The 17,370-nt window shown below is 42.4% G+C and carries 15 protein-coding genes; 1 reads left to right on the forward strand and 14 read right to left on the reverse strand.

Going from position 1 to position 17,370, the window contains the following annotated elements; genetic code table 11:
* Positions 1–128 precede the first annotated feature (128 nt).
* Positions 129–1,568 (forward strand): 23S rRNA (uracil(1939)-C(5))-methyltransferase RlmD, encoded by a 1,440-nt coding sequence (locus CVV21_05305; GenBank protein PKL92171.1) that lies wholly within the window; start codon positions 129–131, stop codon positions 1,566–1,568.
* 151 nt (positions 1,569–1,719) lie between these two features.
* Here CVV21_05305 and CVV21_05310 read toward each other — a convergent pair whose 3' ends face one another.
* From CVV21_05310 to CVV21_05375, 14 genes are all read right to left on the reverse strand, one after another.
* The gene (locus CVV21_05310) at positions 1,720–4,092 is read right to left on the reverse strand and encodes a hypothetical protein (GenBank protein ID PKL92172.1); all 2,373 of its coding nucleotides are present in this window, start codon (positions 4,090–4,092) and stop codon (positions 1,720–1,722) included.
* 257 nt (positions 4,093–4,349) lie between these two features.
* Entirely contained in the window at positions 4,350–5,009 is a 660-nt protein-coding gene (phoU, locus tag CVV21_05315; GenBank protein PKL92173.1) for a phosphate transport system regulatory protein PhoU, read from the reverse strand.
* Between the two features lie 64 nt (positions 5,010–5,073).
* Positions 5,074–5,841 (reverse strand): phosphate ABC transporter ATP-binding protein, encoded by a 768-nt coding sequence (gene pstB, locus CVV21_05320; protein ID PKL92174.1) that lies wholly within the window; start codon positions 5,839–5,841, stop codon positions 5,074–5,076.
* On the reverse strand, positions 5,835–6,719 hold the full coding sequence (pstA, locus tag CVV21_05325; GenBank protein PKL92175.1) for a phosphate ABC transporter, permease protein PstA: 885 nt from the start codon (positions 6,717–6,719) through the stop codon (positions 5,835–5,837). Before pstA ends, pstB begins: the two co-directional genes overlap by 7 nt.
* The gene (gene pstC, locus CVV21_05330) at positions 6,716–7,573 is read right to left on the reverse strand and encodes a phosphate ABC transporter permease subunit PstC (GenBank protein PKL92288.1); all 858 of its coding nucleotides are present in this window, start codon (positions 7,571–7,573) and stop codon (positions 6,716–6,718) included. The genes pstA and pstC overlap by 4 nt, the downstream gene beginning before the upstream one ends.
* A gap of 144 nt (positions 7,574–7,717) precedes the next feature.
* Entirely contained in the window at positions 7,718–8,560 is an 843-nt protein-coding gene (locus CVV21_05335; GenBank protein ID PKL92176.1) for a phosphate ABC transporter substrate-binding protein, read from the reverse strand.
* 27 nt (positions 8,561–8,587) lie between these two features.
* Positions 8,588–9,613 carry a hypothetical protein gene (locus tag CVV21_05340; GenBank protein PKL92177.1) on the reverse strand — a complete coding sequence of 342 codons (1,026 nt, stop codon included), beginning with the start codon at positions 9,611–9,613 and terminating at the stop codon, positions 8,588–8,590.
* A 105-nt stretch (positions 9,614–9,718) separates the two neighbouring features.
* Positions 9,719–11,476 carry a hypothetical protein gene (locus tag CVV21_05345; protein PKL92178.1) on the reverse strand — a complete coding sequence of 586 codons (1,758 nt, stop codon included), beginning with the start codon at positions 11,474–11,476 and terminating at the stop codon, positions 9,719–9,721.
* Positions 11,473–12,150 carry a two-component system response regulator gene (locus CVV21_05350; GenBank protein ID PKL92179.1) on the reverse strand — a complete coding sequence of 226 codons (678 nt, stop codon included), beginning with the start codon at positions 12,148–12,150 and terminating at the stop codon, positions 11,473–11,475. Before CVV21_05350 ends, CVV21_05345 begins: the two co-directional genes overlap by 4 nt.
* A 72-nt stretch (positions 12,151–12,222) precedes the next feature.
* Positions 12,223–12,714, reverse strand: a complete 492-nt coding sequence (locus tag CVV21_05355) for a hypothetical protein (GenBank protein ID PKL92180.1) — start codon at positions 12,712–12,714, stop codon at positions 12,223–12,225.
* The gene (locus CVV21_05360) at positions 12,711–13,241 is read right to left on the reverse strand and encodes a hypothetical protein (protein PKL92181.1); all 531 of its coding nucleotides are present in this window, start codon (positions 13,239–13,241) and stop codon (positions 12,711–12,713) included. Before CVV21_05360 ends, CVV21_05355 begins: the two co-directional genes overlap by 4 nt.
* A 449-nt stretch (positions 13,242–13,690) precedes the next feature.
* On the reverse strand, positions 13,691–14,581 hold the full coding sequence (locus CVV21_05365) for a site-specific tyrosine recombinase XerD (GenBank protein PKL92182.1): 891 nt from the start codon (positions 14,579–14,581) through the stop codon (positions 13,691–13,693).
* Entirely contained in the window at positions 14,568–15,125 is a 558-nt protein-coding gene (locus CVV21_05370; protein ID PKL92183.1) for a hypothetical protein, read from the reverse strand. The genes CVV21_05365 and CVV21_05370 overlap by 14 nt, the downstream gene beginning before the upstream one ends.
* Entirely contained in the window at positions 15,118–17,145 is a 2,028-nt protein-coding gene (locus tag CVV21_05375) for a hypothetical protein (GenBank protein ID PKL92184.1), read from the reverse strand. Before CVV21_05375 ends, CVV21_05370 begins: the two co-directional genes overlap by 8 nt.
* Between the last annotated feature and the right edge of the window lie 225 nt (positions 17,146–17,370).

Here is a 17,370-nt window from a genome sequence, read left to right on the forward strand (position 1 = left end):
AAATCAAGAAAAAAAAGCATAAGGGGCTGTGTTTGAAACACGCATTTCAACGGTGGATACCATTGTTTACATAAACCACCCCTTTTCAGCGCTTCCAATTTTACCTGCCATGCTGTATTATATCAGCCATGATAAAAAAAGACAGGCGTCCTAAAAAGCACTTACAGGCAAAACACGGCAATAACAGGCAGCCCTCGGCGCGCCCCGCGCAGCCGTCCGGCACATCTGCCGCGCGCAGGGATATTACCGTTACAATTGACGGATTTGCCTACGGCGGCGACGGAATCGCGCGGTTTGAAAACAGCACGGTCTATATCCCGTATGCGCTTCCGGGCAGCACAATTACCGCCAGGATAACAGAAGAAAAAAATAAAGTTATTCAGGCGCGGATGGTATCTGTCGTAAAACCTTCGCCTTTTTACACAAAACCCGAATGCCCTTATTTTGGCGAATGCGGCGGCTGTGATTTTATGAACATGCCTTATGAGACCCAGGCGAATTTTAAAATAGATATAATACAGGCAATAATGGAAGAAACTGCCGCTATAAAAAGCCCGCCGATGAAACCCCTTATAAGATATGAAGTGCCGCTGCATTACCGCAACAGGGCCGAATACAGGCCGGCGGTAATTGGAAGCAAGATATCACTTGGCTTTTACCGGGCGCGCAGCCACGAAGTTATAGGCATTAAAGAGTGTTTATTATTACACCCGAAAATAAACCTTCTTGCAAAAATTATTACGGATTCTATAAACGAAAACCCGCACAGCGCGTCTATTTACAGCCCTTCAAAACATAAGGGCTATCTGCGCCACGTGACAATAAGAATAAACAGCCGCGGCGACGCGCTTATCACCTTTGTGGTAAACGGTAAAGAGCCAAAACAGTTTATCCTGCGCGCCGCTCAGGCGCTGCAGGCACAGCCCGGTATCGCGGGCATTCTTATCAACTTTAACATGGAAGAGACAAATGATGTCTTTGGTTCAAGGGAAAAAATTCTCTACGGCAGGCCTTCAATAATAGAAACCGCCGCGGGTATTTCTTTTAAATTAAATAACAGCGCCTTTTTTCAGGTAAACGCGGTTATGATGGAAAAAATGGCTGAATTTGTAGGCAAAAAAATCCCTGACAGGGCATCTGTCTTGGATTTATACGGCGGCGTCGGCGCGCTTACCCTCCCGTCGCACAAAAAATTCAGGGACATAACTGTAATTGAAGCGGACAGAAACGCGGCCCAGAACCTGCGCGAAATAATTAAATGGAATAAAATTTCACACGTAAACATAATTACAAGCAAAGTGGAAGATACAATAGACAGGGTTTTGGAAGATAAATCTTTTGACGCCGCCGTAATTGACCCGCCGCGTTCAGGCATGCACCCGCGCGTAATAAGCGCGATTAAGGCGGCGAAAATAGGTACTCTTATTTACATTTCCTGCAACCCTTCAAGTTTTGCCCGCGATATAGCGGATTTAAAATCGCATTACCACCTTGATGAAATGACCCCTTTGGACCAGTTTGCCCAGACATACCACACGGAAATCATGGCGCGCCTCAGCATAATATAAAACATAGCACCTTAGCGGATTAAGCAATTAAGCTATAGCGCTCTGTCAGAACAACCTTCCATATTTATTAACCCGAACTCCTGATAATATAAAACATAGCACTTTAGCGGATTAAGCATTTAAGCTATAGCGAAAAATAAAAACTTTTTTTTTAAATTTTCTGCTGGTCAGCAATTGTGAAATAAAAAGAGGCCCCTTCGCCGGCGTGTGAACTTACCCATATTTTCCCTTTGTGCTGGGTTACTATTTTTCTGCATACCGCAAGGCCTATCCCGGTGCCTTCATATTCATCCTGAGTATGCAGTTTTTCAAATATTTCAAATATTTTTTCCTTATAGCCTTCTTCTATCCCTATGCCGTTGTCTTTTACGCAAAACTCCCATTCATTGCCTTTTTTCTCCGCAAAAACTGCAATTACCGGTTCTTTAACGCGCCTTGTAAACTTAACGGCATTACCTATAAGATTTTCCATAAGCCTTATCATCTGTGTCTTTGCCCCGCGGATAACAGGAAGGTTTCCTTTATTTACCGTTATCTTTGATTCCTGTATAGCTGACTTCATGTCCAAAAGACAGGTCTGCACAACCTCATTCATATCTACATCCGTAAAAGGCTCCGCCTTGCTTTTATTGCCCACCCTTGAATACTCCAGAAGGTCTTTAATAAGCTGCCTTAACCTTATGGCCCCGTTCATTATATTATCCAGAAATTCTTTGCCTTCCGAATTAATCTGCGTACCGTACTTTTTAATAAGCAGCTCTGAGTATATGTATATCATCCTTAACGGTTCCTGCAGGTCATGCGAAGCCACATACGCGAACTTTTCAAGTTCTTCATTTGATTTTAAAAGTTCCGCCACTGACTGTTCCAGTTTTTTCTGTACCTCTATCACCTGTGATATTTCCATTATATTAACAAGCGTTGCCGTTGAATTTTCAAATATTATCTCTTTTTTATTAACCGCCACCCATTTTGCTTCACCCTGATTATCTCTTAACATTAAATTACAAGTGATTTCATGGCGGCACTCTTTAAACCGTTCTTCCGTAAGCACCCCGTTTTCATCCTGTAGTTTTGCCAGAAAACCCGCAAGGGTAAGCGCCTGCGACTCTTTATATTCCATACCGGAAAGTTCACAAAAACCTTTATTTGCAAAAACTACTTTTTCATTTTTTATTATAACAATACCCATCATCTGCTGTTCCGTAAGCATCCTGAACTTTTCTTCAGACGTCTTCACCGCTTCCATCGCCTGAATGATTTCGGTTATATCCCTTGCCTCAATCACAAGCATCTGAACACTGCCATCAAATCCCATTACAGGAGAAATTGAAACATCCACTTTTATATCTTTGCCGTCAGAAAAACGTATATTTGTTTCATATCTGAATGTTTCGCCTGCAGAAGCTTCCGACACACCAAGTTTTAATTGTTTAGTGTCAAATTCATTGGCATCCCACCATGGTACATCCCATATTTTAATCCCTTTCATACCCTCAAAAGAACCTGCAAAAGTATCAAAAGACCTTTTGTTGGCGTCAATCATGCTTCCGTCAGCTGATAATAACCCGATAAAGTCAAAAGAAGACTCAAATATTGCTTTAAACCGGTTCTCGCTTAATTTAAGTTCTTCGAGAGTTTTTTTAATTTCTTTTGTCTTTTTATCAACTTCGTTTTTAAGCGATTTATTCCAGACAAAAAACACCATAAACACAAACAGACTTAGACCGACAAACAGCGATAAAAATACCAGTAATTCCCTTCTGCTTATTATTTCCGAACCGCGCCAGGCAACTTCTATTTTTTTATATTCTGCCGCACTTATCAATTTAAAACCTTTTTCAAGAACTGCCAGCAGTCCGGGCCGGTTCTTATTAACAGCCCTGTGAAAAGCCCCCGTATAAAGGTTCATACTGTACTTAAAATCATCCTCTATCTTTCTTTTATTCAGATAATAAATTGCGGGAGGTTTGTCAACACAGAAAACTTTTATCATGCCCGCGGCGGCTTCGGCAATTATCTCCGCGTAATCTGTGTATTCAGCCATTTCCGTAATACCGTCTTTTTTAAGCACCTCTATGCAGGCATCCCCCTTTTTAACCCCAATATTAAAACCATGAAGCGAATCCAAATTACGTATCCCTGAAATATCCTTATGAAAAAATACCGGAACCTCTATCACCGCGTATGGTTGCGTAAACAGGTATTTTTTCTGCCTCTCTTCGGTTTTAAATATGGAATCTATGACATCGGCTTTGCCTGAATCAATTTTTTCAAAAGCACTGCTCCACTGCATTCCTTCAAGGTTGACTTTTATGCCTGTCTTTTTTTCCCACAGTTTCCAGTGGTCAATGGAAATACCGACAAGTTCACCGTTTTTTTCGCGAAAAGAGTACGGCGGGTAATTATCATCAATAACAACATTAATTTCAGATATAGTTTCAGCAGATATTGTATAGGCAGGAAAAAATAAAATTAAAACAAAAAAAAGTATCAGCGCCGGTGCTGTCCCTAACTTCCCCATTTTCACCCTCTTAACACTATGTTTGTCATCTTACAAAAAGGCGGTTTGGAAAAATCCGGTGGGGTTAATTTTATTCGGGCTTCAAACCCGTCCCGCGGATTATGTCCAAACCGCCCGCAATGTTCCTGATTTCCCGTTATTGGATCCATAATTATTATACACAATAAAAACGGGAAAAACAAATTTTATTACCCGCGCACGCGTATTAACCGCAGGTATAGTACCGGCACATCCCCATTAACACTTTATTACTCTTTTTATTCATCTATGTGGTGTTTTATTGTCTTTCCTTCCAGCATATAGACCACATCTTCGGCTATATTTGTCACATGGTCAGCCATTCTTTCTATATGTTTGGCTACAAGTATAAGCCTTATTCCCCTTTTTATATTATTGTTATCTTCCATCATATACGTTAAAATTTCGCGGAAAACCTGAACATACAGGCTGTCAATTTCGCTGTCTTTTAAACATATTTCCCTTGCTGCCGCGGAATTCTTCTCAACTATCGCGCTTACCGCCTGCCTTAACATCTTTCTTGTCTCTTCTTCCATTTTTGGAATGTCAACAAGCGGTTTTAACGGAGGGTGTTTTGCCAGGTAAATAGAGGCATGAGCCACATTTATTGCTAAATCGCCTATGCGTTCCAGATCATTATTTATTTTCTGCAGCGACGTTATAAACCTTAAATCCACCGCCATGGGCTGCCTTTTTGCCAGCAGTTCCAGGCACTGCCTGTCTATTTCCACTTCAAGCAGGTCTATTATCTGATCATCCTCTATAAGTTTTTCCGCCATTTCCACATCCATATCCACAAGCGATTCAACGCTTTTATGCACAGCGTCATCCACCATCGCCGCCATCTTTAATACATTTTTTTTAAGGGCTTCCAGTTCTTCATCAAAATGCCTTTCCATATTTTTCCTCCGTTATAAAGAAAGTATATTTAAAATTAACCCGCCGAGTATTATACCCTAAACTCTACCCGAATCTGCCTGTTATATAATCTTCCGTTATTTTTTTATCCGGCTTTGTGAATATTTTAGATGTCTCGCCGTATTCAGCAAGCTCTCCCATCATAAAGAATGCCGTATTATCAGCCACTCTTGCGGCCTGCTGCATATTATGCGTGACTATTATTATAGTGTAGTTCTTTTTAAGTTCCTGTATCAATTCTTCAATTTTCGCAGTTGAAATCGGGTCAAGCGATGCTGTGGGTTCATCCATTAATATTACTTCCGGCCTTATTACAAGGGCGCGCGCGATGCAAAGCCTTTGCTGCTGGCCTCCGGACAGGTCATACGCGTTTTTATTCAGGTTATCCTTTACTTCATCCCAAAGCCCGGCTTCACGCAGGCTTTCTTCCACTTTTAAATTCAGTTCCGCCTCCCCTTTAAACAGCCTGTTCACCCTTAACCCGTAAGCGACATTTTCAAATATGGATTTTGGAAACGGGTTTGGTTTCTGAAAAACCATCCCAACTTCACGGCGCAGCCTTGTCACGTCCACGCTTTTTTCATTTACATCCATTCCGCCGAATAAAAGCGTGCCTTTGGTATGTGTCCCTTCAATTAAGTCATTCATCCTGTTTATGGAGCGAAGAAAAGTGGATTTTCCGCATCCGGAAGGGCCTATCATTGCCATCACTTTATTTTTCATTACATCAAGATTTATGTTTTTCAGCGCGTGATGGCTGCCGTAATAAAAATTAAAATCAACCGCTTTTATGCTTAGTGTGTTTTCTACCATTTTCTCCCTCTCCTTGCTTTTATTCTTATTGCTATCGCTGCCGCGTTTACCGCAAGCACAAGCATAAGCAGCACCAGCGCGGTTCCATAGGCGATTTCCATCTGGCCTGCCTGGCTGCCCTCTGTCATTAAAGCGTAAATATGGTAAGGAAGCGCCATCACTTCAGAAAACAGCGAATCCGGCAGTTTTATGGTAAAGAAAGTGGCGGCCGTAAACATAATAGGCGCGGTCTCGCCGGCGGCGCGGCCTATGCCCAGTATTACCCCGGTTAATATTCCGGAAATAGCGTTGGGAAGAATTACTTTGTACATAGTCTGCCACCTTGTGGCGCCAAGCGCCAGCGAAGCTTCTTTAAATGATTTGGGGACAGACAAAAGCGCTTCTTCTGCCGTGACTATAATAGTGGGAAGCACCATTATCCCAAGCACAACAATTCCGGATAAAAGCGACACGCCAAACTGCATAAACTTTACAAGAAACGCAAGCCCAAAAAGGCCGAAAACAATTGACGGCACACCGGCAAGCGAATTTATTCCTATTCTTAGAAGCCTTACCATTTTCATATTGGTGCTGTACTCTGTAAGCCAGACTGCTGTTAGCACTCCCAGCGGCAGGGCAAAAAGTATAGCGCCTGTGGACAGTAAAAAAGTCCCCATAATAGCCGGGAAAATTCCGCCTTCTGACATTCCATTTTCAGGAAATTTTATAAAGAAATCAACACTAAGCGCCCCGAAACCTTTTACAACAATAAAACCTATAAGCACAATAAGCGATAATACGACAGACAGCACGCAGGCTTTAAGCACAATAAAGCCGGCTGACTGTTGGGCGTATCTTTTTTTATCTATTGCCTGCTTTTCCGGATTGGTGTCTTTCATTTATTCTTCCCTTTTTTGATATTTTCCGCGATGATGTTAAAAATAATATTAAAAATAAACAGAATAAGCCCCATGGCAAACAGCATATAATAATGAGAATCACCCACAACTGTTTCCCCCATTTCACCTGCTATGCAAGCGGTCATGGGCCTCATAGGGACGAATATATTATCCGGGATTCCCCTTGAACCGCCTGCTGCCATTAACACTGTCATGGTCTCGCCCATTGCCCTGGAAATTCCCAGAATTATTCCCGTAAGTATGCCTGACTTGGCGGCGGGGACAGATACCCTTATTATAGTCTCCCATTTTGTCCCGCCAAGCGCCAGGGACGCGTGCCTTAATTCCTTAGGGACAGCGGTAACCGCGTCCTCTGTAATGCTGGCAATTGTCGGCACCGACATTATGGCAAGAAGTATTGCAGCGGTAAAACCGGTAAGCCCGGTATCAAGATGAAATATGTTTTTTACCAGGGGCGCAAGAAATACAATTCCAAAAAAACCAAGCACCACGGAAGGTATACCCGCAAGCACTTCCAGTGCGGGTTTAATTATTTCCCTTACTTTTGCCGGCGCTATTTCCGCAAGATATACAGCAGCGCCCACGCCAAGCGGCACGGCAATGGCTATCGCCGTGAACGTAACGTAAAATGATGACAGTATTAAGGGCCACATGCCAAACAAAGGCGGATCGTCAGTGGGCCTCCAGACTTTCCCTGTCAGTGTGGATATTATTCCGTATTCCCTGAAAGCCGGCACCGCTGAAACTATAAGTGTCATGGCTATGCCAAAGAGAAACAAAATGGAGATAAATGACACCATTGGAAGAGCCCGCTCTATAAAATTCTTTTTCATTCCGCTATGTACAGCCATTCAACCTTCCTTATCTTTTATTTGACTGAATTATAGATTTTTATGATTAAATCTCTGTTAGCCTAATGTTAATTTTCTGTTAATAAAAAGGGCGGGGTTATCCCCGCCCTTTTTATCCAAAACATTTTATTTTACGGGAACGTAACCCACTTCTTTTACTATCTTCTGTCCGGCAGGGCTTAATACGTAATCAATGTACTGTTTTACAAGCCCGGATGGATCTCCGTTAGTGTACATAAAAAGCGGCCTTGCAACCTTATACGTTCCGTTTATTACATTTGCCTCTGTTGCCATTACCCCTTCAACTTTAAGCACTTTCATATCATCTGACAAAAATGCCAGCCCAAGATACCCTATGGCGCCTTCCGTATTCTTTACATTTTCCGCCACTTCCCTGTTGGAAACCGTCATTATAGAATCATCACGAAGCTTTGCGCCCCTTAAAACAAGCTCGCTGAACACTTCATATGTGCCTGATGTGGTATCCCTGGAAACCGCGACTATTTTTCCGCTGCCGATGCCAAGCTGGCTCCATTTGGTTATCTTTCCGCTGAAGATATCGCGCAGCTGGTTAATGGTGATGGCATCAACCGGATTGGATTTATGCACAACCATTGCTATACCGTCTTTTGCAACTTCAGTTCCAAAAGCATTAACCCCTTTAGATTTGGCATTAATTATCTCTTTTGCCTTAATAGCCCTTGAAGCATTGCCGATATCCGCGGAACCGTCAATAATGGCGGCTATACCCACTCCCGAACCGCCGCCTTTTACCGATACTTCAACAGAAGGGTTTGCCTTCATAAATTCTTCCGCGGCTTTCTGCGCTATGGGAAGCACCGTAGTAGAACCCGTAAGTGAAATCTTATTTTCTGATTTTTTTGCCCACGGCCAGTCCCACGCGAATGCCGAACCTGCCGCCAATGCCATTACTGATAATACAACTGCCATTTTAAAAAATTTTTTCATTTCTTTCTCCTTTTATATTTTTTTAAATTACCAGCTCCACTTTGTCTGTGCCATCCAAAGATTTGTTGTCACGGGGCTTGATGCGCCGCCAACCTTATCCTGTTCCATCTGATAGTTAAGCTGAAGAAGTACTTTTTCAGTAACATCATAGTTTAACCCTATTGCGTAAACATTTTTTTCATCCCTTACCTTTAATGTGTCCGGGTTTGAAACCATATACATCGCATGGGCGCTTATCCCGTCAACAATTTCCATTCCAAGATATGCGCTTAAAGACTGCCCGATTCCGCTTTTGCCGGATGACTTCTGGTCTTTTGATTCAAGCGCTTCAACAAAGCCCGATATTGGGCCGCTTGCGAAACCAACCACAACCGCTTTCCTGTCAGCATACTTTGCAAGGCTTGACGGCTGTCCGTTTACCTGCTGGTCTTCTCCAATCTGGTGCCCTAAATAAGAACCCCTTACATATATACCTGCAATAGGAACAATGTTTACGCTTGCAACAACTGACTTTGCAAGGTTTGCTTCCGCTTTCTTGTAGCCTGAGCCGCTTAAAACACCGGCTTCAAAGTTTCCAAGTTCCATCGGAAGGTATCCTCTTAAAGCCACGCCATAATCCGCGCTGTCAACAAGCTTAAGCTTGTCTTCAAGAGCTTTTTCAATAAGCGGGTATTCCCATGTGTCAATTGTACCAAAAGGAACAGGCTGAAGGCCCGCCCTTAATGACATTCCCGCGTCCATTAATAATGGAATACTCTTTAAATCCACATAAGCGTACTTAACCCAGGTTCCAAAATTAATATTGTTTTGCCCGTCAGTATTTTCATAATCAAGCGTCAACGCGCCTTCATACCCTTCCCCCGTTGTCTTTACCCTTACATACGTCCTTTTTACTTCAAATGCGCTTTTCTTTTGTGCTGCGTTGTCATAACCAAGCGTGTACCTGAACCAGTTGTAGCCATAAACTTTTGTTTCAGGCCCGGCGGCAAAAACGCCCGCCGATATTGCCAGACTTAATACCGCTGCAGCTGTGATTCTTAAAACTTTTTTCATTGTCTTCCTCCTTGTTTTTATAACTTCATCTTACGGTGAAATTATAAAAAACAAGGATTAACATACAGTGAATTAAAAATTAATTATCAGTTAAGATTTTTTTGGCTAAAAAGAAGGAAAATATAACGTAAAAACAGTGCCTTTGCCGGCTTCACTTGTCACGGTAACGTCGCCGCCGTGCACAAGCATTATGTGTTTTACAATTGAAAGGCCAAGCCCGGTGCCGCCAAGTTTGCGCGAGCGGGAGCGGTCAACCGTATAGAACCTTTCAAACAGCCTGGGAAGGCTTTCTTTAGGGATAGAGCATCCCGTGTCTTTTACGCTGATTAGGATTGAATTATTTTCACGCGCCGCTGATACAATTACGCTTCCGCTGTCAGTGTACTTGACCGCGTTGTCAATAAGGTTTATAAGCGCCTGTTCCGCCATTATGGGGTCTGCCTTGGCATAAAAGCCGCTGTCTTTCATTTCAACAGCAAGCGTAATGCCTTTTTGCGCGGCTTTTTTTTCAAATATTTTCACTGCAGAAAGAACCGTTTCTTTAAGATTTGCTTTTTCAAAACGTACACCGTGTTCTTTTGCTTCCAGTTTTGACAATGAAAGCAGGTCTTCCACAATATTGACAAGCCTGTCAGTGTGTTTTATTATTATCCCAAGGTATTTTTTCTCGCTTTCGGTTTCCGTTTCGGCTTCCAGCGTTTCGGCAAAACCCTTTATTGCCGTAAGCGGCGTCTTTAATTCATGGGATACATTTGCCACAAAATCTTTTTTCATTTCTTCAAATTCCTTAATACCCGTGACATCATACAGGATTAATACAACCCCTGAAGTTTCTTTTAGGTAGTTGGCGCCGGCAAGATAAACCCTGTTGTTTATTTCCAGCTGTTCGGACAGCCCTGCTCTTTCTTTTAATGCCTTTTCAATCAGGGCATTAAATCCCGGCGACAGCATCAGTTCCCAGTAAGATTTTCTTTCCGCCTCACCGGTAAAACCTGTATTTTTCAGCATTGTTTTAAAACTGTCATTTACAAGCTGAATTCTGCCTTTTTCATCCGTAACCAGCAGCCCTTCTTTTATTGAAGTAATTACGGTATTAAGTTCTTCTTTCTGCATGGATAGTTCTGAAAAAAGTTTTTTGACCCTTCCTGCCATGTGGTTAAAGTCATCGCCCATCTTCTGCAGTTCGTCGCCGCTTTGTATGTTTACCAGGACATCAAAATCGCCTTCAGACATTTTTCGGGTGGCATTTTCCAGGTCTTTAACAGGGCGTGATATTTTTTTTGCGGCAAAAAACATAATTATCACGGACACGGCAAGTATAAGCAGTGTTAAATTTATTATTTTACCCGTCAAACTGGCAATAAGCCCGTTTACCCTGTCAGAAAACATACTTAACCTTATGACTCCGGCAGGATTCCCTTGTGTATCATTAAACAGCATGGCAAAGTACAGCATCTCTTTTTTTGCCGTGTCACTGTAACGGATGGAATGTCCAAATCCGCCGTGCAGGGAATTTTTAAGGGCTTCCTGAATTTCCGGCCTTTCCATGTGATTTTCCATTTTATCCGGGTTATTCTCTGAATCCGCCAATACCCTGCCGTTAACATCAACAACAGTCAGCCTGTCGCCTGTTTTTTTGTCTGTTTCAATTGCGTAATTTTCAAGCCCCAAAAAATCTTTTTTATTTACATATTCTTCCACCTGCGGCATCAGGACATATCCCGTTGTTTTTAGCCTTTCCTGCAGCATGTCAATATAATTTGACCTTATTGCCCTGACGGAAAAAAAAGTGATAAGCAGCGATAGTGCAATTATAATGGAAAAAAAATATAAGAAGGTTTTCAGAAATATGGACTTTTTCATTCTTCCGCCTTGTAACCCACGCCGCGGATATTTTTTATAAGTTTGCCCGCGGGCCCCAATTTTTCCCTTAAATGCTTAATATGGACGTCTATGGTCCTGTCCACAACTGTCTTTTCATCCCCCCAAAGGCTTTCCAGCAGCTGCTCCCTTGAAAAAACCCTGCCCTTTTTCAGTATAAGAATTTTAAGTATGTTAAATTCAGTGGCTGTAAGGTCAATATTATTTCCCTTTACTTCCACAGTATGCTTTTCTTCATCAATTACAATGCTTCCAGCTTTTATTTTTTTGTCTGCTTTATTTCTTACCGGCCTTCTTAAAACCGCCTTTACCCTTGCCGTCAGCTCGCGCGGGGAAAAGGGCTTTGTGACATAATCATCAGCGCCAAGTTCCAGCCCTAATACCTTGTCGGTTTCAGAGGATTTGGCGGTAAGCATTATAATAGGAATGTCAGATGTGTTATTGTCTTTTTTCATGGTTTTGCAGACTGTTAAGCCGTCAATTTCAGGCATCATAAGGTCAAGTATTACAAGCGCGGGTTTTACCTTAACAAGCGATTTTAAAAACGATTTGCCGTCGCCGTATTCTTTAGTTTTAAAACCCTCTTTTTGAAGGTTTATCGCGACAAGTTGGGCAATATCTTCTTCATCGTCCACTATTGCTATTAACTCTTCCATTTTTCACCTCTTCTTCTTTGTTAACTATTTTTAACAAAGGTTTGTTAAGAATTGGTTAATTTTTAAACTTTTTTACAGTATCTTAACCTGGTCCATTGATTTTACTATTATCTCCACCTTGCCTTTATAGTCCTTTACCCTTCCTTCAACCCTGACTTTTTTGTTAAGAAAATATTTTTCCGGGGATGCCGGGAACTTCACAAAATCAGAGGCAAATATTACCAGAGACAGCCCCTGCTTGTAGTTTTTATCAAAATTCAAAAAGCAGACCTTGCCGCTGTTATATGAACCGACAATAATACCTTCTGTCACCACATACCGCCCCAGATATGAAGCTGCGTCCTGCGGCTTTATCTTTACCATCTCTTTTGTTTCAAAATCCGAAGCGGGACGGGTACTTGTTGCAGGTTCACCTGCAGGCGCGGCTGAAAGTTCAGACGCAGCCGGGGTTATCTTTGATACTTTTTTTATCTCGTCAATAATTAAAAACTTAACCGCTACGATTATAAGCAGTACGGCAAAGGTTACAAAACCTGTTTTCTTATAAAAATCCCCGTTGTTCATCTCATTTCCCTCCCGCCGGCTCCCTGTTCCCACACGCCTTTTTTAAACTGCCTGGCAATGTTTTCAAGCATAAGGAATTCTTTGGTCTTTGAACATTCGGATTTGGCATAGACATAAGCATAACCGCTTTTTACCAGCTCCGCGTTTACCAGCACGCCTTCTTTGGTATAAACATACGCCAGAAGCCTTCCGTATTTATCGTTCATATTCAGGGTGTCATATTCTATTATTACTTCTTTTCCCTGAATAAGATTTTTAACATACGCTTTTGCCTCTTTTCCGAATTTCTGCACGGGCAGGTCAGGGTGATGAAGTTCAGGAGTGTCTATACCCAGAAGCCTTACAAGATTATTACGTTCTTTTATCTTGATGGTATCCCCGTCAATCACCTGTTCTGTTACCGCGGGAAACTTTACCCATCTTTTCTTTTCATTGGCGGCTTTAATGGCATTATTGCCAAGCCAGACAATTCCAAGCACCGCGGCAGTAAGAATGATTACAGAAACATAAAAATTTTTATTTTTCATACATTTACCCCTGTTGATTTTTAAAAACGTGAATATTATAACATAAATTTAAGACAATGAGGGACGGATGCACGGAGGGACAGAGGGACGGAAGTAAAGACAAAACAAATATTGAAAATTCGAAATTGGAAGATTAGATTAACACCTACAGGGGTTGGGTGTGTTTTTTCAGTGCGTGCCGCCCGGCTGCCAATGACGTTAACATATTGGCGGATTCAAGTTTATTTGGATACAAACATACCAGTTTGCGGCGCGTACTGAAAAAATATACCCAACCCCGGTAGAGCTGAGGGACGGATGCACAGAGGGACAGAGGGACAGAAGTAAAATCCAAATCAACTGCCGCGGCCTAAAGACCCGCGTCTACCAGAACATAAAACTAAATCAAAAAAACGCGCCCTAAAGGGACGCGGCTACCAGATCTAAACCAAGCTGCCTAGTTGCTGCCTTCATCCCCGCGGATGATACTTCTTATGCAGATTTTTAAGGCCGCTTCTGTCAATGTGGGTATAAATCTGCGTTGTGGCAATATCGGAATGGCCCAGCATTTCCTGCACGCTTCGCAGGTCAGCGCCGCCTGCCAGAAGATGTGTGGCAAAACTGTGCCGAAAAATATGCGGGTAAACATCTTTTTCTATTTTCTCTTTTTTTGCGTACCGCTTTATAAGTTTCCAGATACCCTCGCGCGTAAATTTTCCCCCGCGCTTTGTTACAAAAAGATTCGGGCAGAACTTTTTTACTATTTCCATACGCACTTCAAGGTAGTTCTTAATCGCGTCCACAACGTATTCCCCTATTGGGACAAGCCTTTCCTTGGACCCTTTTCCAAAACACCTTATCACGCGTTCATCCAAATCAACATCGGTAAGTTCCAGGTTTACAAGTTCGGAAACGCGCACTCCGGATGAATATAAAAGTTCCATTATAGCCCTGTCCCTTTTTCCTTCCGGTTTTGACATATCCGGCGATGACAATAAAGCGTCTATGTCCTGTTTCAGAAGCACTTCAGGCATTTTTTTACGCGTTTTAAAAGTTTCAAGGTTTTCAAAAGGGTTTTTGTCGGCAGCTTTTGTTTTTATCATGTATTTATAAAGCCCCCGCAGGCTTACCAGAGCGCGGGCTATTGAAAGCGGGGAGTATTTGTGCGACTTCATGTAAAAAATAAAATCCACAATTGAATCTTCGGTAACTTCTGTTTCTTTTCTCTCTTCCATATATTTAAGAAATATTTCTATGTCAGACGCGTATGCCGCCGCGGTATTTTTTGAAAGCCCTTTTTCATATAGGGTATACCCTTTATACTTTTCCCTGATGCCTTTTATGGAATCAGTCCCGCCCATTAATCATCCCCGCAAGCGCGCGAATTTTTCTTATACTGCCCGGCGATTTTTCCACGGCGCCTGTTTTATCCATGCTGCCAAATGTCATGACAAAAGGCGCTTTTATGCCGTTAACCGCTAACATTGAAGCAATCTCTCTTTTTGCGGGCAGGAAATACTTTTTTTTGCCGCTGCCTGCCGTAAGGATTATTATGCCTTTTGTTTTGACGGCTGTTTTTTTACTGTTGTATTTTTCCCACTGCGGCTGGTTTCTGTCAATAAAAGCTTTTAAGGGCGCGGGTGAGCCGCAAAAATATACAGGAGAGACAATAATGACAAGTTTTACTTTTTTTATTTTAGAAATAAGCGCGTCAGCGTCATCATGATAGACGCACCTGAAAGTTTTGGCGCACTTATTGCACGCGGTGCATGCTTTTATTTTAAGGCGGTTAATGTCAGTTATTTCCGCGTTTTTTACATTAAGGAATTTCAGGAGAATTTCCGCGATTTTACCGGAATTGCTGTTTTTTCGCGGACTGGCATTAATTACAAGTACGTCAGCCATTTGTCCCGTTTGAAAGGTAATCTTCTATGTAAGAACGCAGCAGTTCCGCCACAGCCCACGCGTGCGATATTCTTCCGCGCGCCGTGTAAGGAAAATTGCCGTCAAACATCTCTGATACCGTGGATAAGCCGGCGTTTTTCAGATGTTCAAAAAACGGTTCATATACGGTCTCTATAAATTCAAGGCTTTCTTTTCCCCGTCCAAATGTCTTAAAATATGCGGTTACAAAATGGCCCACTGTAAATCCCCAGACTGTGCCCTGATGCGCGGCAGCGTCGCGCGCGTTCTGGTCCCCGTCATAGCGCTGTTTAAACATAACATTCATATTGCTTAATGTGCGCATTCCAAAAGAGGTATAAAGTTCTTTAATAACGGCGTTCATTATTTTTTCTTTTTTGGCAATTTCCTCTATAAGAGGAAAAGGAAGGCTTATTGCCATTACCTGATTGGGCCTTACATTGCTGTCGTTATTTATCCCGTCAATTACGTCATAAAGGTAGCCGCCGTCCGCGTACCAGAATTTTTCATTGAAACTTTTGTACACCTTATCCGCCAGGTCTTTATATGACACGGACATTTCCGCTTCGCCGTTCTTGTGGGATATTTCCTGCATCGTGCGCAATGCGTTATACCACAGCGCGTTTACTTCAACTGACTTTCCCTGCCTTGGCGTAATAGGGGTTCCGTTTATTTTGGCATCCATCCAGGTAAGCTGCATCCCGGGATACCCCGCGTCTAAAAGCCCGTCAGTGTCAGCATGTATATTATAGTCCGTGCCGTTAATGTGTTTGTGTATTATCCAGGTAAGCCTTTTAAAGAAATCTGTCTGGGCTGCCACAAGCGCCGTGTCCCCGGTATAATCAAGGTATTTTTTAAGGGCGTAGAAAAACCACAATGTGGTATCCACCGACATATATGTAATGTCATTTTTTTCCATTGTCATTTTAAGCGGCAGTAATCCGTTTTTTTCAAACAACAAAGCGCTTTCAAGGACTTTTTTTGCCTCTTCAAATTTATGCAGCACAAGAAAAATACCCGGCAGGGACGCAAACGTATCCCTGAACCACGTGTAATTTGCCCACGGAAGCCCCGCCACCATGTAAGGGGTGCCGTCTTCCCTTACTACAACAAACGATTCCGCCGCGGAAATAAGTTCCTGCACCGATGCCCTGTAATCATCTTCGCGCACGCACGCGCCTGTCACTTCACAGATTTCATGTATTTTTTTAACTTCTCCCGCGTAACGGCTTTTAAGCTCCGCGGTATTCATGTCAGGTACATCCTCTGTGGAAAAAACTATTGACTTAGGATGGTTATATTCAAGGTCCAGGGTGAATTTGCCAACGTTATAAAGATCCTCTACCGCGTCAAATCCGGATACGTCTTCTTTCATGTAGAAAAAGTCCCTGTACCATACCCCTTCAAGCTCCACTTCCCCGCCGTCCGGCAGATAAATAAAAGCGGGCGGCATATTCATGTACGCGTGAATAATGGTTTTTTTGTTTCCGTTATCAAGTTTTACCGACGGGTCAAATATAGGCATTTCCCTTATAAGATGCTCCGCTTCCCGAAAAGCAATAAGAGGGCGTATGTGAAGTTTTGCGTGGCTGTCCGGCGTAAGTACGGTATATGTGACAACAGTGCTGTTTGTGTCTTTCATAAGATAAACTTCTTTTTTAAGCCTTATATTATCAATAAGGTAAAGGAACGTTACAATGTCATCTTTAAGCCTGAAGTTTTCAAGCAGGGAATAACCTTTGGGATAAACTGTTTTTTTATATTTATGCGTGGAAATGTGGTAGATGTGCCCTGCAACTTCAAGTTCTTCGTCGCAGTTTGGGAACATTACCATTCTGTTGTCAACACCTGGAAGTTTGGCAACCAAAAGCCCGTGATGCCTTCTGGTATTGGTCATAAGTATAGTGGAAGACGCATAGCTTCCGCGCCTGTTTGTAACTATCCATTCCTTCTCTGCCGCAACGTTAAAATCGTTGCAGATGTGCCGTCCAAAAGAAATCATGTCCCTGTATTCCCCTTAATAAATTTATTTCAATTATCAAATCTTCGAATCTTCTAATTTTCCGAACTACCAACTACCGCGGGCTAAAGACCCGCGTCTACCAATACGAAATCTTTTATCCAATAACCTGTTATCCCATATCCCATAAATAAACCATACATCAAAAACACGCGCCCTAAAGGGACGCGGCTACCAGATCTTTTTGCCAACCATCCAAGCATCCAA

The sequence above is a fragment of the Candidatus Goldiibacteriota bacterium HGW-Goldbacteria-1 genome (genome assembly GCA_002839855.1).
Classification (GTDB): Bacteria; Oederibacteriota; PGYV01; order PGYV01; family PGYV01; genus PGYV01.

Excerpts from the sequence above, each read along its gene's own strand:
- CVV21_05355 (PKL92180.1), bottom strand. The coding sequence starts at position 12,714 with ATGAACAACGGGGATTTTTATAAGAAAACAGGTTTTGTAACCTTTGCC.
- CVV21_05310 (PKL92172.1), bottom strand. The coding sequence starts at position 4,092 with ATGGGGAAGTTAGGGACAGCACCGGCGCTGATACTTTTTTTTGTTTTA.
- CVV21_05370 (PKL92183.1), bottom strand. The coding sequence starts at position 15,125 with ATGGCTGACGTACTTGTAATTAATGCCAGTCCGCGAAAAAACAGCAAT.
- CVV21_05345 (PKL92178.1), bottom strand. The coding sequence starts at position 11,476 with ATGAAAAAGTCCATATTTCTGAAAACCTTCTTATATTTTTTTTCCATT.
- CVV21_05350 (PKL92179.1), bottom strand. The coding sequence starts at position 12,150 with ATGGAAGAGTTAATAGCAATAGTGGACGATGAAGAAGATATTGCCCAA.
- CVV21_05365 (PKL92182.1), bottom strand. The coding sequence starts at position 14,581 with ATGGGCGGGACTGATTCCATAAAAGGCATCAGGGAAAAGTATAAAGGG.
- CVV21_05375 (PKL92184.1), bottom strand. The coding sequence starts at position 17,145 with ATGATTTCTTTTGGACGGCACATCTGCAACGATTTTAACGTTGCGGCA.
- pstA (PKL92175.1), bottom strand. The coding sequence starts at position 6,719 with ATGAAAGACACCAATCCGGAAAAGCAGGCAATAGATAAAAAAAGATAC.
- CVV21_05305 (PKL92171.1), top strand. The coding sequence starts at position 129 with ATGATAAAAAAAGACAGGCGTCCTAAAAAGCACTTACAGGCAAAACAC.
- phoU (PKL92173.1), bottom strand. The coding sequence starts at position 5,009 with ATGGAAAGGCATTTTGATGAAGAACTGGAAGCCCTTAAAAAAAATGTA.
- CVV21_05335 (PKL92176.1), bottom strand. The coding sequence starts at position 8,560 with ATGAAAAAATTTTTTAAAATGGCAGTTGTATTATCAGTAATGGCATTG.
- CVV21_05360 (PKL92181.1), bottom strand. The coding sequence starts at position 13,241 with ATGAAAAATAAAAATTTTTATGTTTCTGTAATCATTCTTACTGCCGCG.
- CVV21_05340 (PKL92177.1), bottom strand. The coding sequence starts at position 9,613 with ATGAAAAAAGTTTTAAGAATCACAGCTGCAGCGGTATTAAGTCTGGCA.
- pstC (PKL92288.1), bottom strand. The coding sequence starts at position 7,573 with ATGAAAAAGAATTTTATAGAGCGGGCTCTTCCAATGGTGTCATTTATC.
- pstB (PKL92174.1), bottom strand. The coding sequence starts at position 5,841 with ATGGTAGAAAACACACTAAGCATAAAAGCGGTTGATTTTAATTTTTAT.